We start from the raw sequence: 18,139 nt of genomic DNA, 5'->3' as shown, positions 1-18,139 counted from the left end.
TGTCGACGCGGTGAGCACCCGCGACCGGCCGACCGTCATGGTGATCGGCAACTGCCAGGCCGACGTCTACCGCGACCTGTTGCGCGCCTCGGACGAGGTCCGGGTCGTCGACGTGCGGCCGGTGTACGAGATGACCGCCGCCGACCTGCCGGGTCTGCACGCCGACCTCGCGCGCACGGACGTGCTGATCATCCAGCCCGTCCGCGATGACTACCGCGACCTGCCGCTCGGGCATCACCAGCTCGCCGCGCTGCTACCGCCCTCGGCGACGGTCGTTCTCGTCCCCGTCCTGCGCTACGCCGGTCTGCACCCGTACCAGGTGCTGGTCCGACCGCCCCGCGACCGGTCGCTGGCCCCGCCACTCGCGCCGTACCACGACCTGCGCACGATCCTCGCCGCCGCGACCGGCGACCGCGGCGTGCTCGAGGCCGCGCCGACCGCCGAGCAGGCCCGGGCCGCCGCCTGCGACTCGGTCGAGGCCCTGCGGGTCCGCGAGCAAGCGCACGGCACGCTGGTCGCCTCGGACCTGCTCGACGGCGTCCCGCACTGGCACACCATCAACCACCCCGACCGGCGCACACTGGCCACGGTGTTCGACCGCATCCTCGAGCGGCTGCCCGCGGGGATGCTCACCGCCCCGCCGCAGATAGGCGACCGCGAGCCCCTCGGCGCCACGCGCGCGCCCGTGGAGCCGGCCGTCGCCCGCGCACTCGGGGTGGCCGGATCCGGCGGCGACTGGTTCGTCGACGGCGCGCCGGTGCGCACTCAGGACATCATCGACGCGCATCTGGCCTGGTACGCGGCCACGCCGGGAGTCGTCAAGGAGGGCCTGCGCCGCCACGCCGACCGCGTCGACCTGCTGGGGCTGCGATGACCGCGCCGAAGGACGCCGCCGCGAACAACGCCGCAGACCCCGCCGCTGCGAGCCCCGCCGCCCAGCATGACGCCGCCCCGGGACCCGGGGCCCCGCTGACCATCGCCCTCGGCCCGTCCGAGCACGGGGTGACCCGCTTCGCCGTGGACAGCGCGCGCGCCGCGGGCACGCCGGTGCTCGAGGTCGCCGCCGTGGCCGGGCTACCTGCCGCGCTGGCCGGGCGGGCGCGCGTGCCCGTGCACCTGCACATCACTGACCCGCTGTTCGGCCGCACGCCCGACGAGGCCGCTACGGCTGTGGAGGCGCTCGCCGCGGACCGGCCCGTCGGCGTGACCCTCCACGACGTGCCCCAGCCCGCGGAGGGAGCCGAGCGGTGCCGCCGCCGCACTCGCGCCTACCAGCGCATCGCCCGGGCCGCCGGCCTGGTCGTGGCGGGTTCCGAGCACGAGCGGCGCCTCTGCGCGGACGCCGGCATCGCCGTCGACGCCGTCATCCCGCTGCCCGTCCCCGACCTCGGGCCGCCCGCCGACCTCAGCCCTGACGCGCGGTCGGTCGGGGTGTTCGGGTTCCTGCACCCGGGCAAGGCCGTCGACGTGGTCGCCGAGGCCGTCGCCGCCCTCGCGGCGGAGGGCGACGTCGACGTCGTTCTACGGCTGTTGGGCGCTCCCGCCGACGGGCACGACGACTACGTCGAGGCCGCGCTGGAGACCGTCCGCGCCGCCGGCGGGCGCGCCGAGGTGACGGGACGGGTCGACGACGAGGACCTCGCCCGCGCCCTCGGCGAGGTGACCGTGCCCGTCGCCCTGTTCCGCAACGTGTCGGCGTCCGGGTCGCTCGGCACGTGGGCCGCGGCCGGGCGCCGCCCCCTGGTCTGGGACTCGGACTACATCCGCGAGATGGAACACGACCGCCCCGGCTCCCTGCTCATCACCGACGGCACCGACCTCGCCGACGTCCTGCGGCGACTGCTCGACGATCCCTTGCCCACACGCATCCCGCCCCCGCCGCCGGGGATCGAGGAGCTCGGACGCGCGTACCGCGCGGCGTGGGCGCAGTGGCCGGCGGGAACCGGGGGGGCTCGCATGACCCCGAGCACCTCCGTGCGCGGCGGCATCGACGTGGTCATCCCGTACTACCGCGACCAGCGCATGCTCGACCGGATCCTCGCCGCCCTTCGCGGCCAGACCGGGCTCGACCACCGGGGCGCGCCGCGGGTGATCGTCGCCGACGACGGCTCGCCCACCCCGCCGACGGTCCCGCCCGGGGTCACCGTCGTGCGGCAGGACGATCGCGGTTTCCGTGCCTCCGCCGCACGCCACCTGGGTGCGGAGGCCGGCGACGGTGAGCTCCTGCTCTTCCTCGACGGGGACACCGTCCCCGGGCCCGGTTACGTCGCCGCGATGTGCGAGGCGCTGGAGGGCCGGCCCGACCTGCTGGTGGTGGGGCGCCGTCGGTACGGGCGCTTCCCGGATCTCGCGACAGCCGTAGAGCCCACCGAGGTTCTCTCGGACCCCGAGTGGCCGGCCAGCTACTACGCTGAAACCGCGAACCTCACCCGGGGCGAGGACCTGTGGCGCGGCGTGCTGTCCGCCGTGTGCGGCTTGCACCGCCGCCTCTACGACCTGGCCGGCGGCTTCGATCCGGACATCGTCGGCTACGGCGGCGAGGACTGGGACCTCGCCTGGCGCTGCGAACAGACCGGCGGCCACCTGCTGTACGTCCCCGACGCCGTGGCCTGGCACGACGGCCCCGACTGGTCCGGCCGCGCCGACTCGGGCGAGCGACCCGGGACCGACCGCGCCGACGCGGGCCGGCGCTCGAACGACTCCGACCACCTCGCCCAGAAGAACGCCGAGACCGCACGCCTGGCCCCGCTCATCGCGTCGACGCTCACCCGGCCGGCCGGCGGGATCTACGCGCTGCCCTCGATCGCCGTCCACGTCCACGCCGCCGACCCGGCGTTCGGCGGGACCGGCACGGCCGCCGCCACCTGCGCATCCCTGCTCACCTGGGGCGATGTCGCGGTGACCGTCGACCCCGCCACCCCCGACGCCGCCGTGATCGCCGCGCTCTTCGCCGACGACTCACGCGTGGACCTCCGCCCGCGCAGCCCGTGGTGGCGACCGGGGACGCCGGTGGCGGGACCTCGTCGTCGTCCCCCCGTCCTCGTCGACATCCACCGTCCCTGTGCGCTCGGGGCGCTCGACGCGCGGCGGCTGCGCGCCCTGTGCCCACCCGAGGGGAGCGTGACCCTGGACGACGACGAGGGGCGCACCCTCGCGAGCATTCGCAGCTCCCGGGCCCTGGCGCGAGAGCAGGAGTGGGGCGAGCGCCCTCCCGCAGCGCGATCGATCGCCGCGGCGGGCGTCGGGGTCCACGGCGTGGGAGGCGACGGCGACGGTGTGCGGCTCGAGCGGATCATCGGCGGATGGTGACGGTCGGATGGTGCGTCGGGGGTGACGCGCCGGTGCCGCAGCGGTGGCGCGGGGGCCCCCGGCAGGACACTATTCAATGTTCTGGCAGCGCCCGGACCGGTCGGGTGCCACGAGAGGACGAGGGGGGCTGTGGACGCCGGTAGCGAGCAGCGTCTGGACATCGCCGTGATCGGGCCGTCCCGGTTCCCCATACGGGAGCCGTACGCCGGTGGGCTCGAGGTGGTCGTGGCCAAGGAGGTCCGGGCCCTGCGCGCCCGCGGCCACCGGGTGACCCTGTACGCCGCCGCCGGCAGCGACGGGCACGACCCGCGGTTCGAGTTCACCGCCATGGCCACCGCCACCGGCCGCGGCGACAGCTACTACCCGCCAGGCGGCTACGAGGCCGACTCCGCCGAGTTCGAACGACTCATGGACCATGTCGCCGTGGCCGGCTACGACGTCGTGCTCAACCACAGTCTCAGCCACGTCCCGCTCGTACGCGCCGCCGAGATGGGCACGCCCATGATCACCACGCTGCACTGCCCGCGGCTCGAGCGCATGCAGGAGGCCTTCGACCGGTTCGGCGCGGCCACCGGTCAGGTGCTGGCCGTGAGCAGATCCGTCCTCGGTACCTGGCGCGTGCCGCAGGGGGCCGACGTCCTGCCCAACGGCGTCGACCTCGCCACCTGGCGTCCCGGGCGCGCGGCCACTTCGCGCCGCGCTACGTCGCGCCGTGCGGTGTGGACCGGCCGGATCGTGCCCGAGAAGGGCCCGCACCTGGCCGTCGAGGCGGCCCGGCTCGCGGGTATGCCGCTCGACCTCGCCGGCCGCGTCGGCGACGACCGGTACATGCGTAGAGTTCTGCAGCCCCGGCTGCGGGAGGCCGGTGAGCTCGCGCACCACCGCGGCCCGCTGGGGCGCGACGCGCTGGTGCCGCTGGTCGCGAGTGCGGCCGTCGCCCTCGTGACCCCCTGCTGGGAGGAGCCGTTCGGACTGACCGCCGTGGAGGCGCTCGCGTGCGGCACCCCGGTCGTCGCCCTGGCGCGCGGCGGCGTCCGCGAGATCCTGCGCGGGCAGCCCGGCGTGATCCTCGTCGACCCCGGCGACGACCCCGCGTCCGCGCTGGCCGCCGGCATCCCCGCCGCGCTCACCCTCGACCGGGCCGCGACCGCCCGCGCCGCCGCGGCCGCGTTCTCCCACGACGCCCGCATCGACGATCTCGAGGAGCGGCTCCAAACGCTGCTGGTGGGCGTGGCGTCATGATCGGGATCTACGCCCACCACCACGGCAGCGGGCACGTGCAGCGGGCGCTGTCGGTGGCCGCCGCGCTCGACGACGAGGTCACCATCCTCACCTCCGCCCGCATCGCCGACGGTGCTGTTCCCGATCCCGCGCGCATTCGGATCGTCGCGCTGCCGTTGGACTACGACGAGGGCGGGCACGGCGCGGGCGGCGCGAGTGCCGCTGCCGTGGCCGGGGCCGGCTGCGGCGCGGACCCCGACCCGACCGCCGGTGGGCGGCTGCACTGGGTCCCGCTGCGCCAGGCCGGACTGCGCCGCCGGATGGCGATGATCGCCGAGTGGGTCGACCGTCACGCGCCGACCGTGTTCTGGTCCGACGTCTCCGTCGAGGTGACACTCGGCGCCCGACTGACGGGCACGCCCGTGATCTCCACCGTGCTACCCGGCCGCCGAGACGACGCCCCGCACCGGCTCGCCCACGGGGTCTGCACGGCGCTGGTGGGCGGGTGGCCCCGCGCGGCCGGCGCGCCCGTGCCCGCCGGAGCGACACATCCGCTCGTGCCCGTAGGCGGCGTCTCGCGGTTCGCCGGTCGGGATCCGGGCGCCTTTTCGCGTCCGGGCGGGCGCCGGGAGACACGGCCCCGGGTGTTGCACCTGCGCGGTTCCGGCGGAGACGGTCACGACGCGCGGTGGGATGCCGTGCGCGACGAACTCGGCGAGGTCGACTGGATGTCCCTCGGCGGTCCCGGCGGTCGCTGGGTGGCCGACCCGTGGGACGAGCTGTGCCGCGCCGACGTGGTGATCAGTGCGGCCGGGCAGAGCTCGATCGCCGACCTCGCCGCCGCCGACGCGCACGTCGTCGTCGCACCCGAGGAACGGCCCTTCGACGAACAGGACGCCACCGCCGCCACCCTCGCCCGGCTGGGCCTGGCAGAGGTCGTCGGCCGTGGTGACTCGGTCGACCAGCTGACGGGCGCCGTCCGGCGCACCCTCGAGGCCGCCCGCTCCACGCCGGGCGCGGGCTCCGGGCTGCGCGAGGCGTGGGAGGTGGACGGCGCCGCCGAGCGGCTGGCCGGCGTGCTCGAGGCGGTGGCCGACGGGCGGGAGCCGGGGGTCGGCGGGCGGGAGCCCGGGTCTGACTGGCGCGAGGCGCTGGCCGGCGGGTGCGAACAGGGAGCCGAGCGGCGCGGCCCGCAAGCGGGTCCCGCGGAGTCGACGGTGGGAGCGGCGCGATGACCACCGCGGCGTCGATCGCCGTGGTGACGGTATGCACGCCGGGCCGCGCCGAACACCTGTGGTCCCAGCGCCGCGCGATGGCCGCGCACCTGCCCGGTGCCCGGCACGTGGTGGTCCTGCCCGACAGGCCCGGCAGTGGGGAACTGGCCGACGAGCTGTCCGACGAGGGCGTCGAGATCGTGGGGCTGCCCGCCGGGCCCGACCTGCCGGTCGCCCGCAGTCGGAACCTCGGTGGCGACCGGGCGGCAGACCTGGGAGCCAACCTGATCGTCTTCCTCGACGTGGACTGCATGCCCGGCCCCGAACTGGGTCGGCGGTATTCGGAGATCTCCGACGGTGTCGTAGGACTCGGGCCGGTGACCTATCTACCGGAGTCCGCGGGCGCGCCCGACCCGGCCGACCTGCCCGCGTCCACCGACCCGCACCCGGCCCGCCCGTTCCCCTCCCGCGGCACGCGGCGACTGGAGCCGGATGAGTTCGGGCTGTTCTGGTCGCTGTCGTTCGCGGTGCGGCCGGACCTCTGGCGCCGGATACGGGCGGATTTCGGTGGGTTCGACGAGGCTTTCACCGGATACGGCGCCGAGGACACCGACTTCGGCCGCAGGCTGCTCTACCGTCGCGTGCCTGTGGTCCTGGTGGCCGGTGCGCACGCGTACCACCGGTGGCACCCGGTGGTCGATCCGCCGGTCGATCACCTGGCCGACCTGCTGCGCAACGGGGCGCACTACGCCGAGCGGTGGGGGGAGTGGCCGGCGCCGGGCTGGTTCGAGAAGTTCGAGCAGATGGGGCTGGTCCGCAGAGTCGGCGATGGCTGGGAGGCCGTGCCCGGCGCGACCGGCGACACCGACGGGACGGGCGCCACCGCGGGCTGAGCCGGCACCGGCGGGCGGACGGCTGGGCCGGGTTCGTCGGAGTCGCCGGGGAACGAGAAGAGCGTTCCGCACACGTTCCCCGCGTGGGAGTGTGCGGAACGCTCTTTTCGATGGGGCCCGCGGGCGGGTCAGCCGAGGAAGGCCTGATCCGACAGGGTCGCGCCCTTGATGTTGGTGAACTCGCGCAGCAGGTCCTGCACCGTGAGCTTGGACTTGGCCGCGTCGTCGGCCTCGTACACGATCCGGCCCTCGTGCATCATGATGAGCCGGTTGCCCAGGCGGATGGCCTGCTCCATGTTGTGCGTGACCATGAGCGTGGTGAGGCCGCCCTCGCGGACGATGCGCTCGGTGATCGACGTGACCAGCTCCGCGCGCTGCGGGTCGAGGGCCGCGGTGTGCTCGTCGAGCAGCATGATGCGCGGCTGCGTGAACCCGGCCATGAGCAGCGATAGCGCCTGCCGCTGACCGCCCGACAGGAGCCCCACCTTTGCGGTGAGACGGTCCTCGAGGCCCAACTCGAGCATGGCGAGCTGCTCGCCGAACTGCCCGCGCCGCTTCCTGCTCAGCCCACGCCCGAGACCACGACGTTGACCGCGGAGGAGCGCCAGCGACAGGTTCTCCTCGATGGTGAGGTTCGGGGCGGTCCCGGCGAGCGGGTCCTGGAACACGCGGCCGATGTACTTGGCGCGCTTGTGGTCGGGCAGGCGGTTGACGCGCACGCCGTCGATGTCGATCGCGCCGGTGTCGACCGGCAGCTTGCCCGACACGGCGTTGAGCAGGGTCGACTTGCCCGCGCCGTTGGAGCCGATCACGGTGACGAAGTCGCCCTCGCCGAGCATCAGCGTCAGGTCGTTGAGCGCCCGGCGCTCGTTCGCGGTGCCCGGGAAGAAGGTCTTGGACACTCCGGTGACGGACAGCATCGTCAGACCTCCTTGGTGCCGGGGGCGGTGGAGTCGGGCCCGGCGGACCCGGTGGCGGCAGCGTCGGCCGCCGTGCCGGGACCCGGATCGACCGCGGCGCCGACGCCGGCCACGGCGCGCTCGTTGGCGGCGACCGGGGTGGTGGGCTTACGACCGAAGCGGCCTCCCACGGACTTCCAGCGGGGCAGCAGCAGCGCGATGACCACGAGCAGGGCGGTGATGGCCTTCATGTCGTTGGGGTTCAGGCCCACCTCGAGCGCCGCGAAGATGATGAGGCGGTACAGGATCGCACCCACGATCACCGCGAACACGGCCAGCCACAGGCGACGCTGGCCGAGGATCGCCTGACCCAGGATGACCGAGGCCAGGCCCACGAGGATGAGGCCGATGCCCATCGAGATGTCGGCGAAGCCCGAGTACTGCGCGATGAGCGCGCCGCACATGCCCACGAACCCGTTGGACAGGGCCAGGGTGAGCGTCTTGGTGAAGTCGGTGGAGACACCGAACGACGAGATCATCGGCCCGTTGTCGCCGGTGGCGCGGATCGACAGGCCGAGGTCGGTGGTGAGGAACCACAACACGACCAGGCCGAGCAGGATGACGGCCACCGCGAGGACGGCGACGCCGCCCCAGGTGCCGAGGATGCCGGCCTCACGCAGCGGCGTGAACGCCGTGTCCTGCCGGAGCAGCGGGACGTTGGCCCCGTCCATGATCCGCAGGTTGACCGACCACAGGGCGATCATGGTGAGGATGCCGGCGAGCAGTCCGTCGATCCGACCCTTGGTGTGCAGCAGGCCGGTGACCATGCCGGCCAGGAACCCGGTGCCGAAACCCGCGAGGGTCGCGAGCACCGGGTTCCAACCGGCGAGGAGCCCCATCGCTGCGGTGGCGGCGCCGGTGGTGAAACTGCCGTCGACGGTGAGGTCGGGGAAGTTGAGCACGCGGAAGGTCAGGAAGACCCCCAACGCCATGACCCCGTAGATGAGGCCTACCTCGACGGCCCCGATCACTTGCGATCAGCCTCGGCGAGGATGTCCTCGGGGATGGTCACGCCCTGACGCTCGGCGGCGGCCTCGTTGACCACGTAGGTGAACTCGGTCGCGGTCTCCACCGGCATGGTGGCCGGGTCCTCGCCGTCGCGCAGGATGCGCAGCGCCATCTCGCCGGTCTGGCGGCCCAGCTCGGTGTAGTCGATGCCCAGGGTGGCGACGGCACCGCCCTCGACGGTGCCCTCCTCAGCGGCGATCACCGGGATCTGCTTGTCCTCGGCGACCTGGACGAGCGAGGCGATGCCGGCCACGACCATGTTGTCGGTCGGCACGTAGATGGCGTCGACGTCACCCAGCGCCTCGACGGCCTGCTGGATCTCGTTGACGGTGGTGACGGTCTGGGTGACGATCTCCAGCCCGAGCGGGCCGGCGGCCTCCTCGGCCTGATCCACCTGGACCTGCGAGTTGACCTCGCCGGAGGCGTAGACGACGCCGACACGCTCGGCGTCCGGCACGAGCTCCCTGAGCAGCTCGAGCTGCTCGGAGATGGGCGCGGCGTCCGAGGTGCCGGTGACGTTGGAGCCCGGCTCCTCCATCGAGTCGACCAGCTCGGCCGAGACCGGGTCGGTGACCGCGGTGAACAGCAGCGGGATGTTGATGATGTTCTGGGCCATCGCCTGAGCGGCCGGCGTGGCCACCGCGAGGGTGAGGTCCAGGTCGTCGGCGGCGAACTGCTGGGCGATGGTCAGCGCGGTGGCCTGCTCGCCGTTGGCGTTCTGCTCGTCGAACTCGACCTCGACCCCGGCCTCGGAGAAGGCCTCCTTGAACCCGGCCGTGGCCGAGTCCAGGGCCGGGTGCTGGACGAGCTGGTTGATGCCGATGCGGTAGGACTCGCCACCATCGCCGGCGGCGTCGTCACCGCCGCCCGAGCAACCTGCGAGGACGAGAGCCGAGGTGGCGACCAGTCCGGTGAACAGCTTCGCGCGTGTGAATGCCATGTGCCATGCCTTGTCTGTGCCGTCTGAGCCTCCCGGGTGGGTACGCGAGGGGCCGGATGCGTGAACGGTGCTGGCACATGAGGGTACCGGGTCGCCCCGGCACGATGAGCCCGGACTCACCTGACGGGCTGCGGGCCCTCCTCCGACTCGGCCAGTTCGCGCTTCCAGGTACGGAAGCCCTCCTCGGTCCGGCCACGTCGCCAGTAGCCCGAGATCGAGGCCCGGGCGGCGGGCACACCCCGCTCCTTTCTCAGGTACGGCCGCAGGTGCTTCATGATCGTCTCGGCCTCGCCGTGGACGAAGACCTGCACGTCGCCGTCCGGCCACGGCAGGTCACGCACCGCGCCGACCAGCGGGGCGTCGCCGTCGATCAGCCCCGGGCCGGCGTCCGTCGAGGGGGTCCCGCGGTGGATCCAGGTGACCTCCACGCCCGCTGGCGCGGCCAGGTCGACCTCGTCGTCGTCGCCCCCGACCTCCAGGAACACCGCACCCATGGCGTCCTCCGGCAGCGACTCCAAGGCCGCGGCGACGGCCGGCACCGCAGTCTCATCCCCGGCCAGCAGGTGGAAGTCGGCCTCCGGGTCCGGACGGTAGCCGCCACCCGGACCGCGCAGCGCGACCTGCGTGCCCGGGGTGACCGAAAGCGCCCACGGGCCGGCCACTCCGGCGTCGCCGTGCACGACGAAGTCGATCCAGATCTCCCGCGCGACCGGGTCGCACCGCCGGACGGTGTACGTCCGCACGACCGTCTCGCCGGCGTGCGGCAGCTCGATCTTGACGTAGCTGTCCGTGTCGGCGCGGGCGGCGAACGAATCGAAGCTCTCGCCACCCAGGACCACCCGGACGAGGTGGGCGGTCACCGTCTCGGTGCGCAACACCGTCAGGACGGTCGGGGCGGGGGACTGGCGGTCGCGGGCCACTCGTACTCCTTCGTCGGGGTTAGGTGACCCTATCTTTCCAGGTTTCGGCGATTCGGGAGGGGCTGCGGCGCGCTGGATATCCGTGTAAGATATATGTGATCGGATCGAACGGTCGACGACGGGGAGTGGATGATGACCGCAGGGACGCGAACCGACATCGCGAAGGTCGAGGACCGGCGGATCCGGCGTCTCCCCGACATCTCCACTCACCTGGCGTTCTGGCTGCCCGCCGCGAACGTCGTGATGCAGTTGGCGAACCCGGCCGTCGGGTACGGCGTCGTCGAGAGCCGCGTCGACAGCGGTCGCGGAGACCTCCGGCCCATCAAGCGGGGGCGCACCACCGCCCAATACCTCGCCGTGGCCACGCTCGGCAGCGAGAAGGACCGTCAGTTCTTCCACGAGGCCGTGCACGAGATCCACGCCCAGGTGACCTCCACCGAGTCCAGCCCGGTGCGCTACAACGCCAACCACGCCGGTTACCAGCTGTGGGTGGCCCTGTGCCTGGTCCGCTACTACACCGACCAGTGGGAGATGCTCCACGGCCCGCTCAGCGAGGCGGAACTGGACCGCATCATCGACATCGCCCGGCCGCTCGGCACCACGCTCAACGTCCCCGAGGCCCGCTGGCCGTCCACCTGGGCCGAATACGAGCAACGCTTCGTCGAGGGGCTCGAGGACGTGACGATCGACGACACCGTCCGCGAGTACCTGCAGTCGCTGACGAACTTCCGGGTGCTCGAGATCAGGATGGGGAAGCTCGGGACGCTCGCGCACAAGACGATCGGCCCGTGGAACCTGTCCATGACCAAGTTCGCCGTGCCCCGGCGCATCCGCGACGAGATGCACTGGGAGATCACCCCCGGCGACCTGCGGCGACGCCGCCTGGTGCTCGCCGCCTCCACCGCCCTCGGCAAGGTGCTCCCGAAGCCGCTGCGCGCCTACTACGCCTGCAATATCCTCGACCTGCGCGTGCGGCGCGCGCTGGGGATCAGCGTCTTCTAGCCGGTCGGGCGCCGGCCGGCGGCCGCCATCGGCCGGGTGTCGGGCGCGCTACAGGCCGAGTTGCTCCAACCGGGCCGAGATCCGCGGATCGGTGCTCGGCACCGGCGCCTCCTTGTCCACCCACGAGTCGCCGTCGAAGTACAGGCGGAAGATCTTCTCCGCCGTCCTCGTGGCCAACGCCTGCGTCGACAACGTCGGGTTCGGCCCACCCAGGGAGTTGGCCAGCGCCGAGTTGTCGGCGATGAACAACCGCTTGACCCACCGGGCCTCCGCGTTGACGTCGAGAACCGAGTTCTGGTCCGACTCGCCCATCCGCATCGAAGAATGCACGTGGAGAAGCAGGGGAGCCCAGTCGAGGCGGTAGACCTTCCTGGCGCCGGCGGCGCGCATGATCTCGGCAGCGCGATGAACCATGAACTCCCGGTTCTCGAGAGTGCGGCGCTTGCGGTGTCGCAGAGAGACGTCGATCTTCGCGGGCGCGCCGTTCTCGTCGGCCGGGAACAGTGACGGGGTCACGCGGTTGCCCGGTTCGACGTGATCGTCGGTGATGACGAGGAAGTTGAGCAGATTGTCGATCCCCCCCATCATCAGCTCCTTGAGCTCATTGCCCACCAGGCGGCCGGCCGGCCCGTCCCAGGGGCCGGTGAACCCCCGGCCGTTGTCGTAGTAGCCGCGGGAGCCCGAGTCGGAGAGGCTGAGCGCGAAAGCCTGGATCGCCGGACCCAACCCGACGTTCTCGATCCCGCCGCGGCCGGGGAAGTCCACTCGCGCCGAGGAGTTGGCACCCTTGGAATTGCCGGTGTACTCGTCGAAGCTGCCGACGATCCAGTCGAAGAAGTGGTCGGTGTGCCCGCGGCCGACCCAGTCGTTGGGGTTGGGCAGGCCGCTGTTGAACCACAACCGGGGGCTCTCGGTGGCGCCACCGGCGAGCACCACGACGCGGGCGTCCTCGGAGAAGATCTCCCCGGTGGCGTTGTCCCGCCAGGTGACCCCACGGGCCACCGTGTGGGCGCCCTCCTGCTCGTGGCGGATCGACTGAACGAAGCTGTTCGCGAGCAGCTCGAAGGCGCGGCCGCCGGGGCGGACGGCGTCGGCGGACAGACCGAGCGGGACGTAGCTGTTGTCGGTCGAGCGCTTGGCGAACTGGTTCCGCGGTGCCTGCCGGGGCAGGTAACACCCCTGGAAGCAGTGTCCGCAGAAGCTGCAACCGGTCGCCTGCGGGTAGTTGAGCAGATTCGGGTCGTCGGTCTTCCCGGCGTTTCCGCCCGGCTGCAGAATGGCGTTCTGCTGTGGACGGAAGGCGTTCCGGGTGATGTTCCTGGAGGTCTGTAGGGGCAACCCGTAGTTCTCGCAGCCCCGGAAGGTCAGCGCCTCCTTAGTCCCCATGGCGGCGGTCTCGACGGGCAGCGTGGCCTCCACCCATTCGAGGTAGGGCACGAACTCGTCGTAGGTGAACGGGAACAGGTGTCCGGTGTCGTACTCCGCGGCGTCCGCGCCGGAGTAGCCACGGAAGACGCCGGGCATGGGGCGCGGGCTGTTGCCGTAGTAGTGCTGGGTGGTCCCGCCCACGCCGGACAACTGCCAGACGAACATGTTGGTGGTCCACTCCCGGAACCACGCCGGCTTGGAGCGGTCCTCGGGGCCGAACCGGAGAAAGCCGTTGTTCGGGTTATTGGCGTCGTTCTCCGCGTGCGACCACTCGTTCTCCGGGTCGGCCTGGCGGGGGCCACCCTCCAGGACGAGGACGTCGAGTCCGCGCCCGGCCAGTTCCGCTGCGACGACCGGGCCGCCGCCTCCCGCGCCGATGACGACGACATCACGCATCTGCCGGCACCTCCGTCCGATTCTGGTAGTAGCCGATGAACTCGTCGTGCCCGTCGACCAGGCCGTTCGGTCGATAACCGGTGAGGTCCCACGGCACCGGGCGCGGGTCGACGGTTCGGGTCTGCGGGTCGTAGGCGTGCTGCTCCGAGTACACGCCGAAAGCCGTCCCCTCGAGGAGGATGCCGCCGGCGAACTTCAGGAATCCGGACGCCGATCCCCGCAACGGCACCGGTAACGCGCCGTCGATGATCGAGACGAGTTGGGGCACCGGGCCCTCGATGCCCTCGAGTACGCGGAGCTTGTCGGTCAGCGAGAGTCGAGAGAACGGGGAACCCAGCGGGCCGACGATCGTCTGCGGCGCGGCGAGCAGCGCGCCGGTGTTGAGCAGGAGTGCCACCGGCAGGGACAGCGGGAGCACCTGGTCGCTGTAGACGTACCCGAGCACCTGGTCGATCCGGCGTCCGTCGGGCTCGCTCAGTCCGAGGAAGGGGCCCGTCTGGACGCCCAGATCCGAGAGCGCCTGGGCGACCCCCAGGGCGAGCGGGCGCGCGAGCTGGTCCCCCATGCCGAGGTAATTGTCGAAGAGGTCCTTCATGAACTCGCCGCCGCCGACCTCGATTGGTCCCGGGTCGGTACGCGGGGTGCCCTGTTGGAGCGACCACGGGTCAGGGCCGGGCATCACCATCACGCACAGTCCCCGCATGGTGTCCAGGGAGAACGCCTCCACCGCGTCGAGCGCCGCGCTACCCGTGCCCTGGGCGGACGCGCGGGGAAGGGCGCCAGGGAGCGGGCCCCCGGTGGGCGCCAGAGCTCCGGGAAGTGCGAGGCCGAGACCGACGGCGGCTCCGAGCATGGACGCCCGCGCGAGGAACGTTCTCCGGCTGAACTCGTCCATGCCTCCGCCTCCCCCCGATCGCACTGTGGAGACACGGTAACTATGTGACGCAGCTCACGCCACCGAGATTCAGGGAATTCTCATCCCTCGTTGGCGCGGAGATCGGGGCGGTTCGTATAGGGCAGCAGGCTCGACGAATCGCCCAGGTCGTCGCGACCGATCGCGCCGAGGCTGCCGTCCTGCTGGAGGATGACGGCGGCGACGTCCTCCAGTGATCCCTTTCCCGACTGCCGGGCGGCCGTGTGGACGTCCTCCTCCAGTAGGCGGTGACTCCGCAGGGCGCGGTGCTGCATCTGACCCCGGTAGTAGAGCAACACCGGTGGGTTGTCGAGCAGCGATCGGATCCGCGACGACCGCGCGCGGGCCGCGGAGAAGACCCACTGCAGGGTGACCAGCAGGACGAGCACGAGGACGGTCTGGGCCAGCGGCACCGAGGTCGCGGTGAGCGTGCGGCCGAACGCCGACCCGATCGTGACGGCCACGATGAAGTCCAGCGGCGTCATCTTGGCCATCGTGCGCGGGCCGGACACCCGCAGGATGATCACCAGCGCGACGAAGCCGCACACGACCATGACCACGGAGTGGACGACCGGTTCCCAGCCGTCCCAGAACAGAGTGGAATCCATGGCCGGATCGTGCGCCACCGGCGGTCGTGAGACAACCGCGCGGGGTGTTGTCCGCCACACAACCTTGCACGGACTGTGCAATCGTGCAATGCGCGTGCAAAACTGCGAAGGTTCGCGAGCCGCACCTACGCCCCGAGGAGCCCAGCGCATGGCGTCATTTCTCTACCGGATCGGCCGATCCGCCTACCTGCACAGGTGGAGGTTCATCGTCGCGTGGCTGCTCATCATCGCGGGCATGGGCACGGCCGCCGCCACCCTGTCGCAGCAGACCACGAGCAGCTTCGAGATCCCCGGCCTCGAGTCGATCGAGACGCAGGAGGAGATCCAGGAGCGGTTCCCCGGCTCGCCCAGTCAGCTCGACGCACCGACGGGCACCGTCGTCGTCCGGGCGCCCGACGGCAGCACGCTCACCGATCCGGCCGTGGCGGAGGACGTCGACGCCTTCCTCGCCGAGGTGCGCGAACTCGACTTCCTCACGGGCACCGAGGCGATCGTCAACCCGGTGATCGCCGCCGAGGGCATGCGTCAGCAGATGACCGAGGCCAAGGCCGCGCAGGGCATCCCGCAGGAGAAGATCGACGCCGACTTCGCCGCGCTCAGCCCCCTGAGCGAGGACGAGACGACCGGCACCCTCCAGCTCCAGTTCGCCGCCGAGACCACGATGAACGTCGAGACCGAGGACCGCGAGGCGTTCGCGGACCTCGTCGCCGAGCACCAGGACGGCCTGACGATCGCCTACTCGGGCAACGCCTTCCAGACCTCGGAGATCAGCGCGACCGGCGAAATCATCGGCATCGCCGTGGCCGCCGTCATCCTCACCATCACCTTCGGCTCGCTCATCGCGGCGGGCCTGCCCCTGCTCGTCGGCGTGGTGGGCGTCGGCATCGGCATCGCCGGCATCTTCGCCGCCACGTCCTTCACGGACACGATCAGCAACTTCACCCCGACCCTGGCGTCGATGATCGGCCTCGCCGTGGGCATCGACTACGCCCTGTTCATCGTCTCGCGCTTCCGCACCGAGCTCGTCAAACATATCGGCGGCAACGATCTCGAGCCCAGGGAGCTGGCGCAGCAGCTCAAGACCATCCCGTTCCGGGAGCGCGCGCACCTCGCTGGGCTCGCGGTGGGCAAGGCCGGTTCCGCCGTGGTGTTCGCCGGTCTGACCGTGCTCATCGCGCTCGCCGCGCTGTCGATCATCAACATCCCGTTCCTCACGGCGATGGCGCTGTCCGCCGCCGCGACCGTCGCGGTCGCCGTCTTCGTGGCGATCACCCTGCTGCCGGCCGTCCTCGGCGCCGTCGGTACCAAGGTCTTCGGCGCCCGCGTCCCGGTGGTCAAGGCGCCGGACCCGGAGGACGAGAAGCCGACGATGGGCCTGACCTGGGTCCGCCGCGTCCGCAAGCACCCGATCCTGCACGCCGTCGTCGGCGTGGTGCTCCTGGGTCTGCTGGCGATCCCGGCCGCGCAGCTGCGGCTCGCCATGCCGTCCGACGGCACGATGTCGCCCGGTACCCCCAACCGCACCGCGTACGACCTCACGGCCGAGGCGTTCGGCCCCGGCCGCAACGCGCCGATGATCGCCCTCGTCGACACGCTCGAGGTCCCGGCGGAGGAGCGTCCGGCCGCGTGGGCCACCGCCGTCGAGAACATCCAGGCGGTGGACGGTGTCGGCAACGCCCAGATCACCGAGCCCAACGAGGCCGGCGACGCCGCGCAGGTGCTCATCACGCCCGAGTACGGGGCGACCGACGAGCAGGCCGCGACGGTGCTGGACAACATCCGCGCGGGCATCGGCGAGTTCGAGCAGCAGACCGGCGGCACCTACTCCGTCACCGGCGTCACCCCGATCTACGAGGACATCTCCGAGCGCCTGTCCGAGGTGCTCCTGCCGTACATCGGCATCGTCCTGGCGCTCGCGTTCATCCTGCTCATGCTGGTCTTCCGCTCGATCTGGGTCCCGCTCATCGCGGCGTTGGGCTTCGGCCTGTCGGTGGCGGCGACCTTCGGCCTCACCGTCGCGCTGTGGCAGGAGGGCTGGGGCGGCATCATCTCGGACCCGCAGCCGATCATCAGCTTCCTGCCGATCATCCTCATCGGCATCGTGTTCGGCCTCGCGATGGACTACCAGGTCTTCCTCGTCACCCGCATGCGCGAGGGCTGGGTCCACGGCAAGACCGCGCAGAACGCCGTGGCCAACGGGTTCAAGCACGGCGCCCGCGTCGTCACCGCGGCCGCGCTCATCATGACCAGCGTCTTCGCCGCGTTCATGACGATCGACGAGCAGTTCATCAAGGTGATGGGCTTCGCGCTGGCCGTGGCCGTGCTGTTCGACGCCTTCGTCGTCCGCATGACGATCATCCCCGCGGTGATGTTCCTGCTCGGCGAGAACGCGTGGAAGATCCCGCGCTGGCTCGACCGGATCCTGCCGTCCGTGGACGTCGAGGGGTCGGCGTTGGAGGACGTCGGTGCGGACGGTTCCCGCGGGGCCGGGGACCGCGCCGGGGAGGGTGACGACGACGAGGTGGTCCACGCCGACGCGTTGGCCGTGGGCCGGCATTCCGCCGAGACCGTCTCCGACCAGTCCCCGGGCGCCGGTAGGCATGAGCTCGACGGCGACACCGACGGTGGTGGTGGCGTCGGGACGCGGGCCGATGGCTAGCCTGCGGGAGCGGAAGAAGGCCGACACCCGCACCCGTCTCTCGGCGGCCGCCGTGGAACTCCTGGTCGCCGAGGGGGCGGAGGGGGCCACCGTCTCGGCGATCGCCGGGCGGGCGGGGGTCTCCACCCGCACGTTCCACAACTACTTCGCCCACCGCGAGGACGCGTTCGTGCACTTCCTGCGCGAGCAGATCGCCGAGTTCGTGCGGCAGGTGGACCAGGCGGACGCGGACCTGACCCCCGTGGACATCTTCCGGACCATGTTCCGGGAGCTCTACGGGCGCTCGTCGGACGACATCGAGGCCGCCGAGAACCTGCTCGTGGCCGGGGAACAGATCGGCATCATGCTCTCCAGCGATGCCCGGACGTGCCTCGCGGAGCAGATCCTCGACCCGCTGTACGACGCGATCGGCCGCCGGGAGCCGCAGCTCAGCCGGTTCCGCGTCCGCGTGCTGGTGGACCTCAGCCTGGCCGCCGGGGCGTCGGTGCTGCGCCACCGCCCGCGCGGCGGTCGGCCGGACGGCGGCGCCGGGCAGAACGACGCGGGCGAGCAGGACCGCGGCGGGCAGGACGAGCAGAAGAGCCGCGCGGGCTACCTCGACGAGGCATTCGATGTCCTGGAGAACGGCGCGGGGAACCTGCTGCGCGGCGGCGAGCGCCGCTAGGGCGA

General features: G+C 72.0%; 15 protein-coding genes. 8 read left to right on the top strand and 7 right to left on the bottom strand.

Translation table 11 applies throughout. The annotated features are described in order from the left end of the window. The first annotated feature begins 10 nt into the window (after nucleotides 1–10). The 5 genes from A6035_RS16265 to A6035_RS16240 all read left to right on the top strand — a co-directional run bounded on the left by A6035_RS16265 (nucleotide 11) and on the right by A6035_RS16240 (nucleotide 6,637). A complete protein-coding gene (locus A6035_RS16265) occupies nucleotides 11–874 on the top strand; it encodes a WcbI family polysaccharide biosynthesis putative acetyltransferase (protein WP_108848791.1) in 864 nt (287 codons plus the stop codon). After that, nucleotides 871–3,309: a glycosyltransferase gene (locus tag A6035_RS18900; protein WP_244192472.1), complete on the top strand. Its 2,439-nt coding sequence runs from the start codon at nucleotides 871–873 to the stop codon at nucleotides 3,307–3,309. The genes A6035_RS16265 and A6035_RS18900 overlap by 4 nt, the downstream gene beginning before the upstream one ends. Before the next feature lie 129 nt (nucleotides 3,310–3,438). Beyond that, entirely contained in the window at nucleotides 3,439–4,551 is a 1,113-nt protein-coding gene (locus A6035_RS16250) for a glycosyltransferase (protein WP_108848790.1), read from the top strand. Then, on the top strand, nucleotides 4,548–5,765 hold the full coding sequence (locus tag A6035_RS16245) for a glycosyltransferase (protein WP_244192471.1): 1,218 nt from the start codon (nucleotides 4,548–4,550) through the stop codon (nucleotides 5,763–5,765). Before A6035_RS16250 ends, A6035_RS16245 begins: the two co-directional genes overlap by 4 nt. Then, complete coding sequence (locus A6035_RS16240) at nucleotides 5,762–6,637, top strand: glycosyltransferase family 2 protein (RefSeq protein WP_108848789.1); 876 nt, start codon at nucleotides 5,762–5,764, stop codon at nucleotides 6,635–6,637. The genes A6035_RS16245 and A6035_RS16240 overlap by 4 nt, the downstream gene beginning before the upstream one ends. Nucleotides 6,638–6,765: 128 nt before the next feature. On the opposite strand, the gene A6035_RS16235 is transcribed toward A6035_RS16240, so the two are convergent. The 4 genes from A6035_RS16235 to A6035_RS16220 all read right to left on the bottom strand — a co-directional run bounded on the left by A6035_RS16235 (nucleotide 6,766) and on the right by A6035_RS16220 (nucleotide 10,464). Further along, nucleotides 6,766–7,557 (bottom strand): ABC transporter ATP-binding protein, encoded by a 792-nt coding sequence (locus tag A6035_RS16235; RefSeq protein WP_108848788.1) that lies wholly within the window; start codon nucleotides 7,555–7,557, stop codon nucleotides 6,766–6,768. A 2-nt stretch (nucleotides 7,558–7,559) separates the two neighbouring features. Further along, nucleotides 7,560–8,567, bottom strand: coding sequence for an ABC transporter permease (locus A6035_RS16230; protein WP_108848787.1), 1,008 nt, complete (start codon nucleotides 8,565–8,567; stop codon nucleotides 7,560–7,562). Further along, nucleotides 8,564–9,544 (bottom strand): ABC transporter substrate-binding protein, encoded by a 981-nt coding sequence (locus A6035_RS16225; RefSeq protein ID WP_108848786.1) that lies wholly within the window; start codon nucleotides 9,542–9,544, stop codon nucleotides 8,564–8,566. Before A6035_RS16225 ends, A6035_RS16230 begins: the two co-directional genes overlap by 4 nt. 116 nt (nucleotides 9,545–9,660) lie before the next feature. After that, nucleotides 9,661–10,464 carry a siderophore-interacting protein gene (locus A6035_RS16220; RefSeq protein WP_108848785.1) on the bottom strand — a complete coding sequence of 268 codons (804 nt, stop codon included), beginning with the start codon at nucleotides 10,462–10,464 and terminating at the stop codon, nucleotides 9,661–9,663. Nucleotides 10,465–10,596: 132 nt separating this feature from the next. Between A6035_RS16220 and A6035_RS16215 the strand changes: the two genes are divergently transcribed. Continuing rightward, nucleotides 10,597–11,466, top strand: coding sequence for an oxygenase MpaB family protein (locus tag A6035_RS16215; protein ID WP_159149492.1), 870 nt, complete (start codon nucleotides 10,597–10,599; stop codon nucleotides 11,464–11,466). Between the two features lie 48 nt (nucleotides 11,467–11,514). Here the strand turns inward: A6035_RS16215 and A6035_RS16210 are convergent, their stop codons facing one another. The 3 genes from A6035_RS16210 to A6035_RS16200 form a co-directional block, all read right to left on the bottom strand. After that, nucleotides 11,515–13,290, bottom strand: coding sequence for a GMC family oxidoreductase N-terminal domain-containing protein (locus A6035_RS16210; RefSeq protein WP_108848783.1), 1,776 nt, complete (start codon nucleotides 13,288–13,290; stop codon nucleotides 11,515–11,517). Further along, nucleotides 13,283–14,185 carry a hypothetical protein gene (locus A6035_RS16205; RefSeq protein ID WP_108848782.1) on the bottom strand — a complete coding sequence of 301 codons (903 nt, stop codon included), beginning with the start codon at nucleotides 14,183–14,185 and terminating at the stop codon, nucleotides 13,283–13,285. Before A6035_RS16205 ends, A6035_RS16210 begins: the two co-directional genes overlap by 8 nt. Nucleotides 14,186–14,265: 80 nt before the next feature. Then, entirely contained in the window at nucleotides 14,266–14,811 is a 546-nt protein-coding gene (locus A6035_RS16200) for a DUF421 domain-containing protein (protein ID WP_108849343.1), read from the bottom strand. A 148-nt stretch (nucleotides 14,812–14,959) separates the two neighbouring features. Between A6035_RS16200 and A6035_RS16195 the strand changes: the two genes are divergently transcribed. Next, a complete protein-coding gene (locus A6035_RS16195) occupies nucleotides 14,960–17,470 on the top strand; it encodes an MMPL family transporter (protein ID WP_108848781.1) in 2,511 nt (836 codons plus the stop codon). Then, nucleotides 17,463–18,134, top strand: a complete 672-nt coding sequence (locus A6035_RS16190) for a TetR/AcrR family transcriptional regulator (protein ID WP_244192470.1) — start codon at nucleotides 17,463–17,465, stop codon at nucleotides 18,132–18,134. Before A6035_RS16195 ends, A6035_RS16190 begins: the two co-directional genes overlap by 8 nt. Nucleotides 18,135–18,139 lie beyond the last annotated feature (5 nt).

It is taken from the genome of Dietzia lutea (assembly GCF_003096075.1).
Lineage (GTDB): Bacteria > Actinomycetota > Actinomycetes > Mycobacteriales > Mycobacteriaceae > Dietzia > Dietzia lutea.
Note: the sequence above shows the minus strand (reverse complement) of the source record. Positions and strands in the feature narration are given on the sequence as shown.

Excerpts from the sequence above, each read along its gene's own strand:
- A6035_RS18900 (WP_244192472.1), top strand. The coding sequence starts at position 871 with ATGACCGCGCCGAAGGACGCCGCCGCGAACAACGCCGCAGACCCCGCC.
- A6035_RS16245 (WP_244192471.1), top strand. The coding sequence starts at position 4,548 with ATGATCGGGATCTACGCCCACCACCACGGCAGCGGGCACGTGCAGCGG.
- A6035_RS16240 (WP_108848789.1), top strand. The coding sequence starts at position 5,762 with ATGACCACCGCGGCGTCGATCGCCGTGGTGACGGTATGCACGCCGGGC.
- A6035_RS16235 (WP_108848788.1), bottom strand. The coding sequence starts at position 7,557 with ATGCTGTCCGTCACCGGAGTGTCCAAGACCTTCTTCCCGGGCACCGCG.
- A6035_RS16225 (WP_108848786.1), bottom strand. The coding sequence starts at position 9,544 with ATGGCATTCACACGCGCGAAGCTGTTCACCGGACTGGTCGCCACCTCG.
- A6035_RS16215 (WP_159149492.1), top strand. The coding sequence starts at position 10,597 with ATGACCGCAGGGACGCGAACCGACATCGCGAAGGTCGAGGACCGGCGG.
- A6035_RS16210 (WP_108848783.1), bottom strand. The coding sequence starts at position 13,290 with ATGCGTGATGTCGTCGTCATCGGCGCGGGAGGCGGCGGCCCGGTCGTC.
- A6035_RS16205 (WP_108848782.1), bottom strand. The coding sequence starts at position 14,185 with ATGGACGAGTTCAGCCGGAGAACGTTCCTCGCGCGGGCGTCCATGCTC.
- A6035_RS16200 (WP_108849343.1), bottom strand. The coding sequence starts at position 14,811 with ATGGATTCCACTCTGTTCTGGGACGGCTGGGAACCGGTCGTCCACTCC.
- A6035_RS16195 (WP_108848781.1), top strand. The coding sequence starts at position 14,960 with ATGGCGTCATTTCTCTACCGGATCGGCCGATCCGCCTACCTGCACAGG.
- A6035_RS16190 (WP_244192470.1), top strand. The coding sequence starts at position 17,463 with ATGGCTAGCCTGCGGGAGCGGAAGAAGGCCGACACCCGCACCCGTCTC.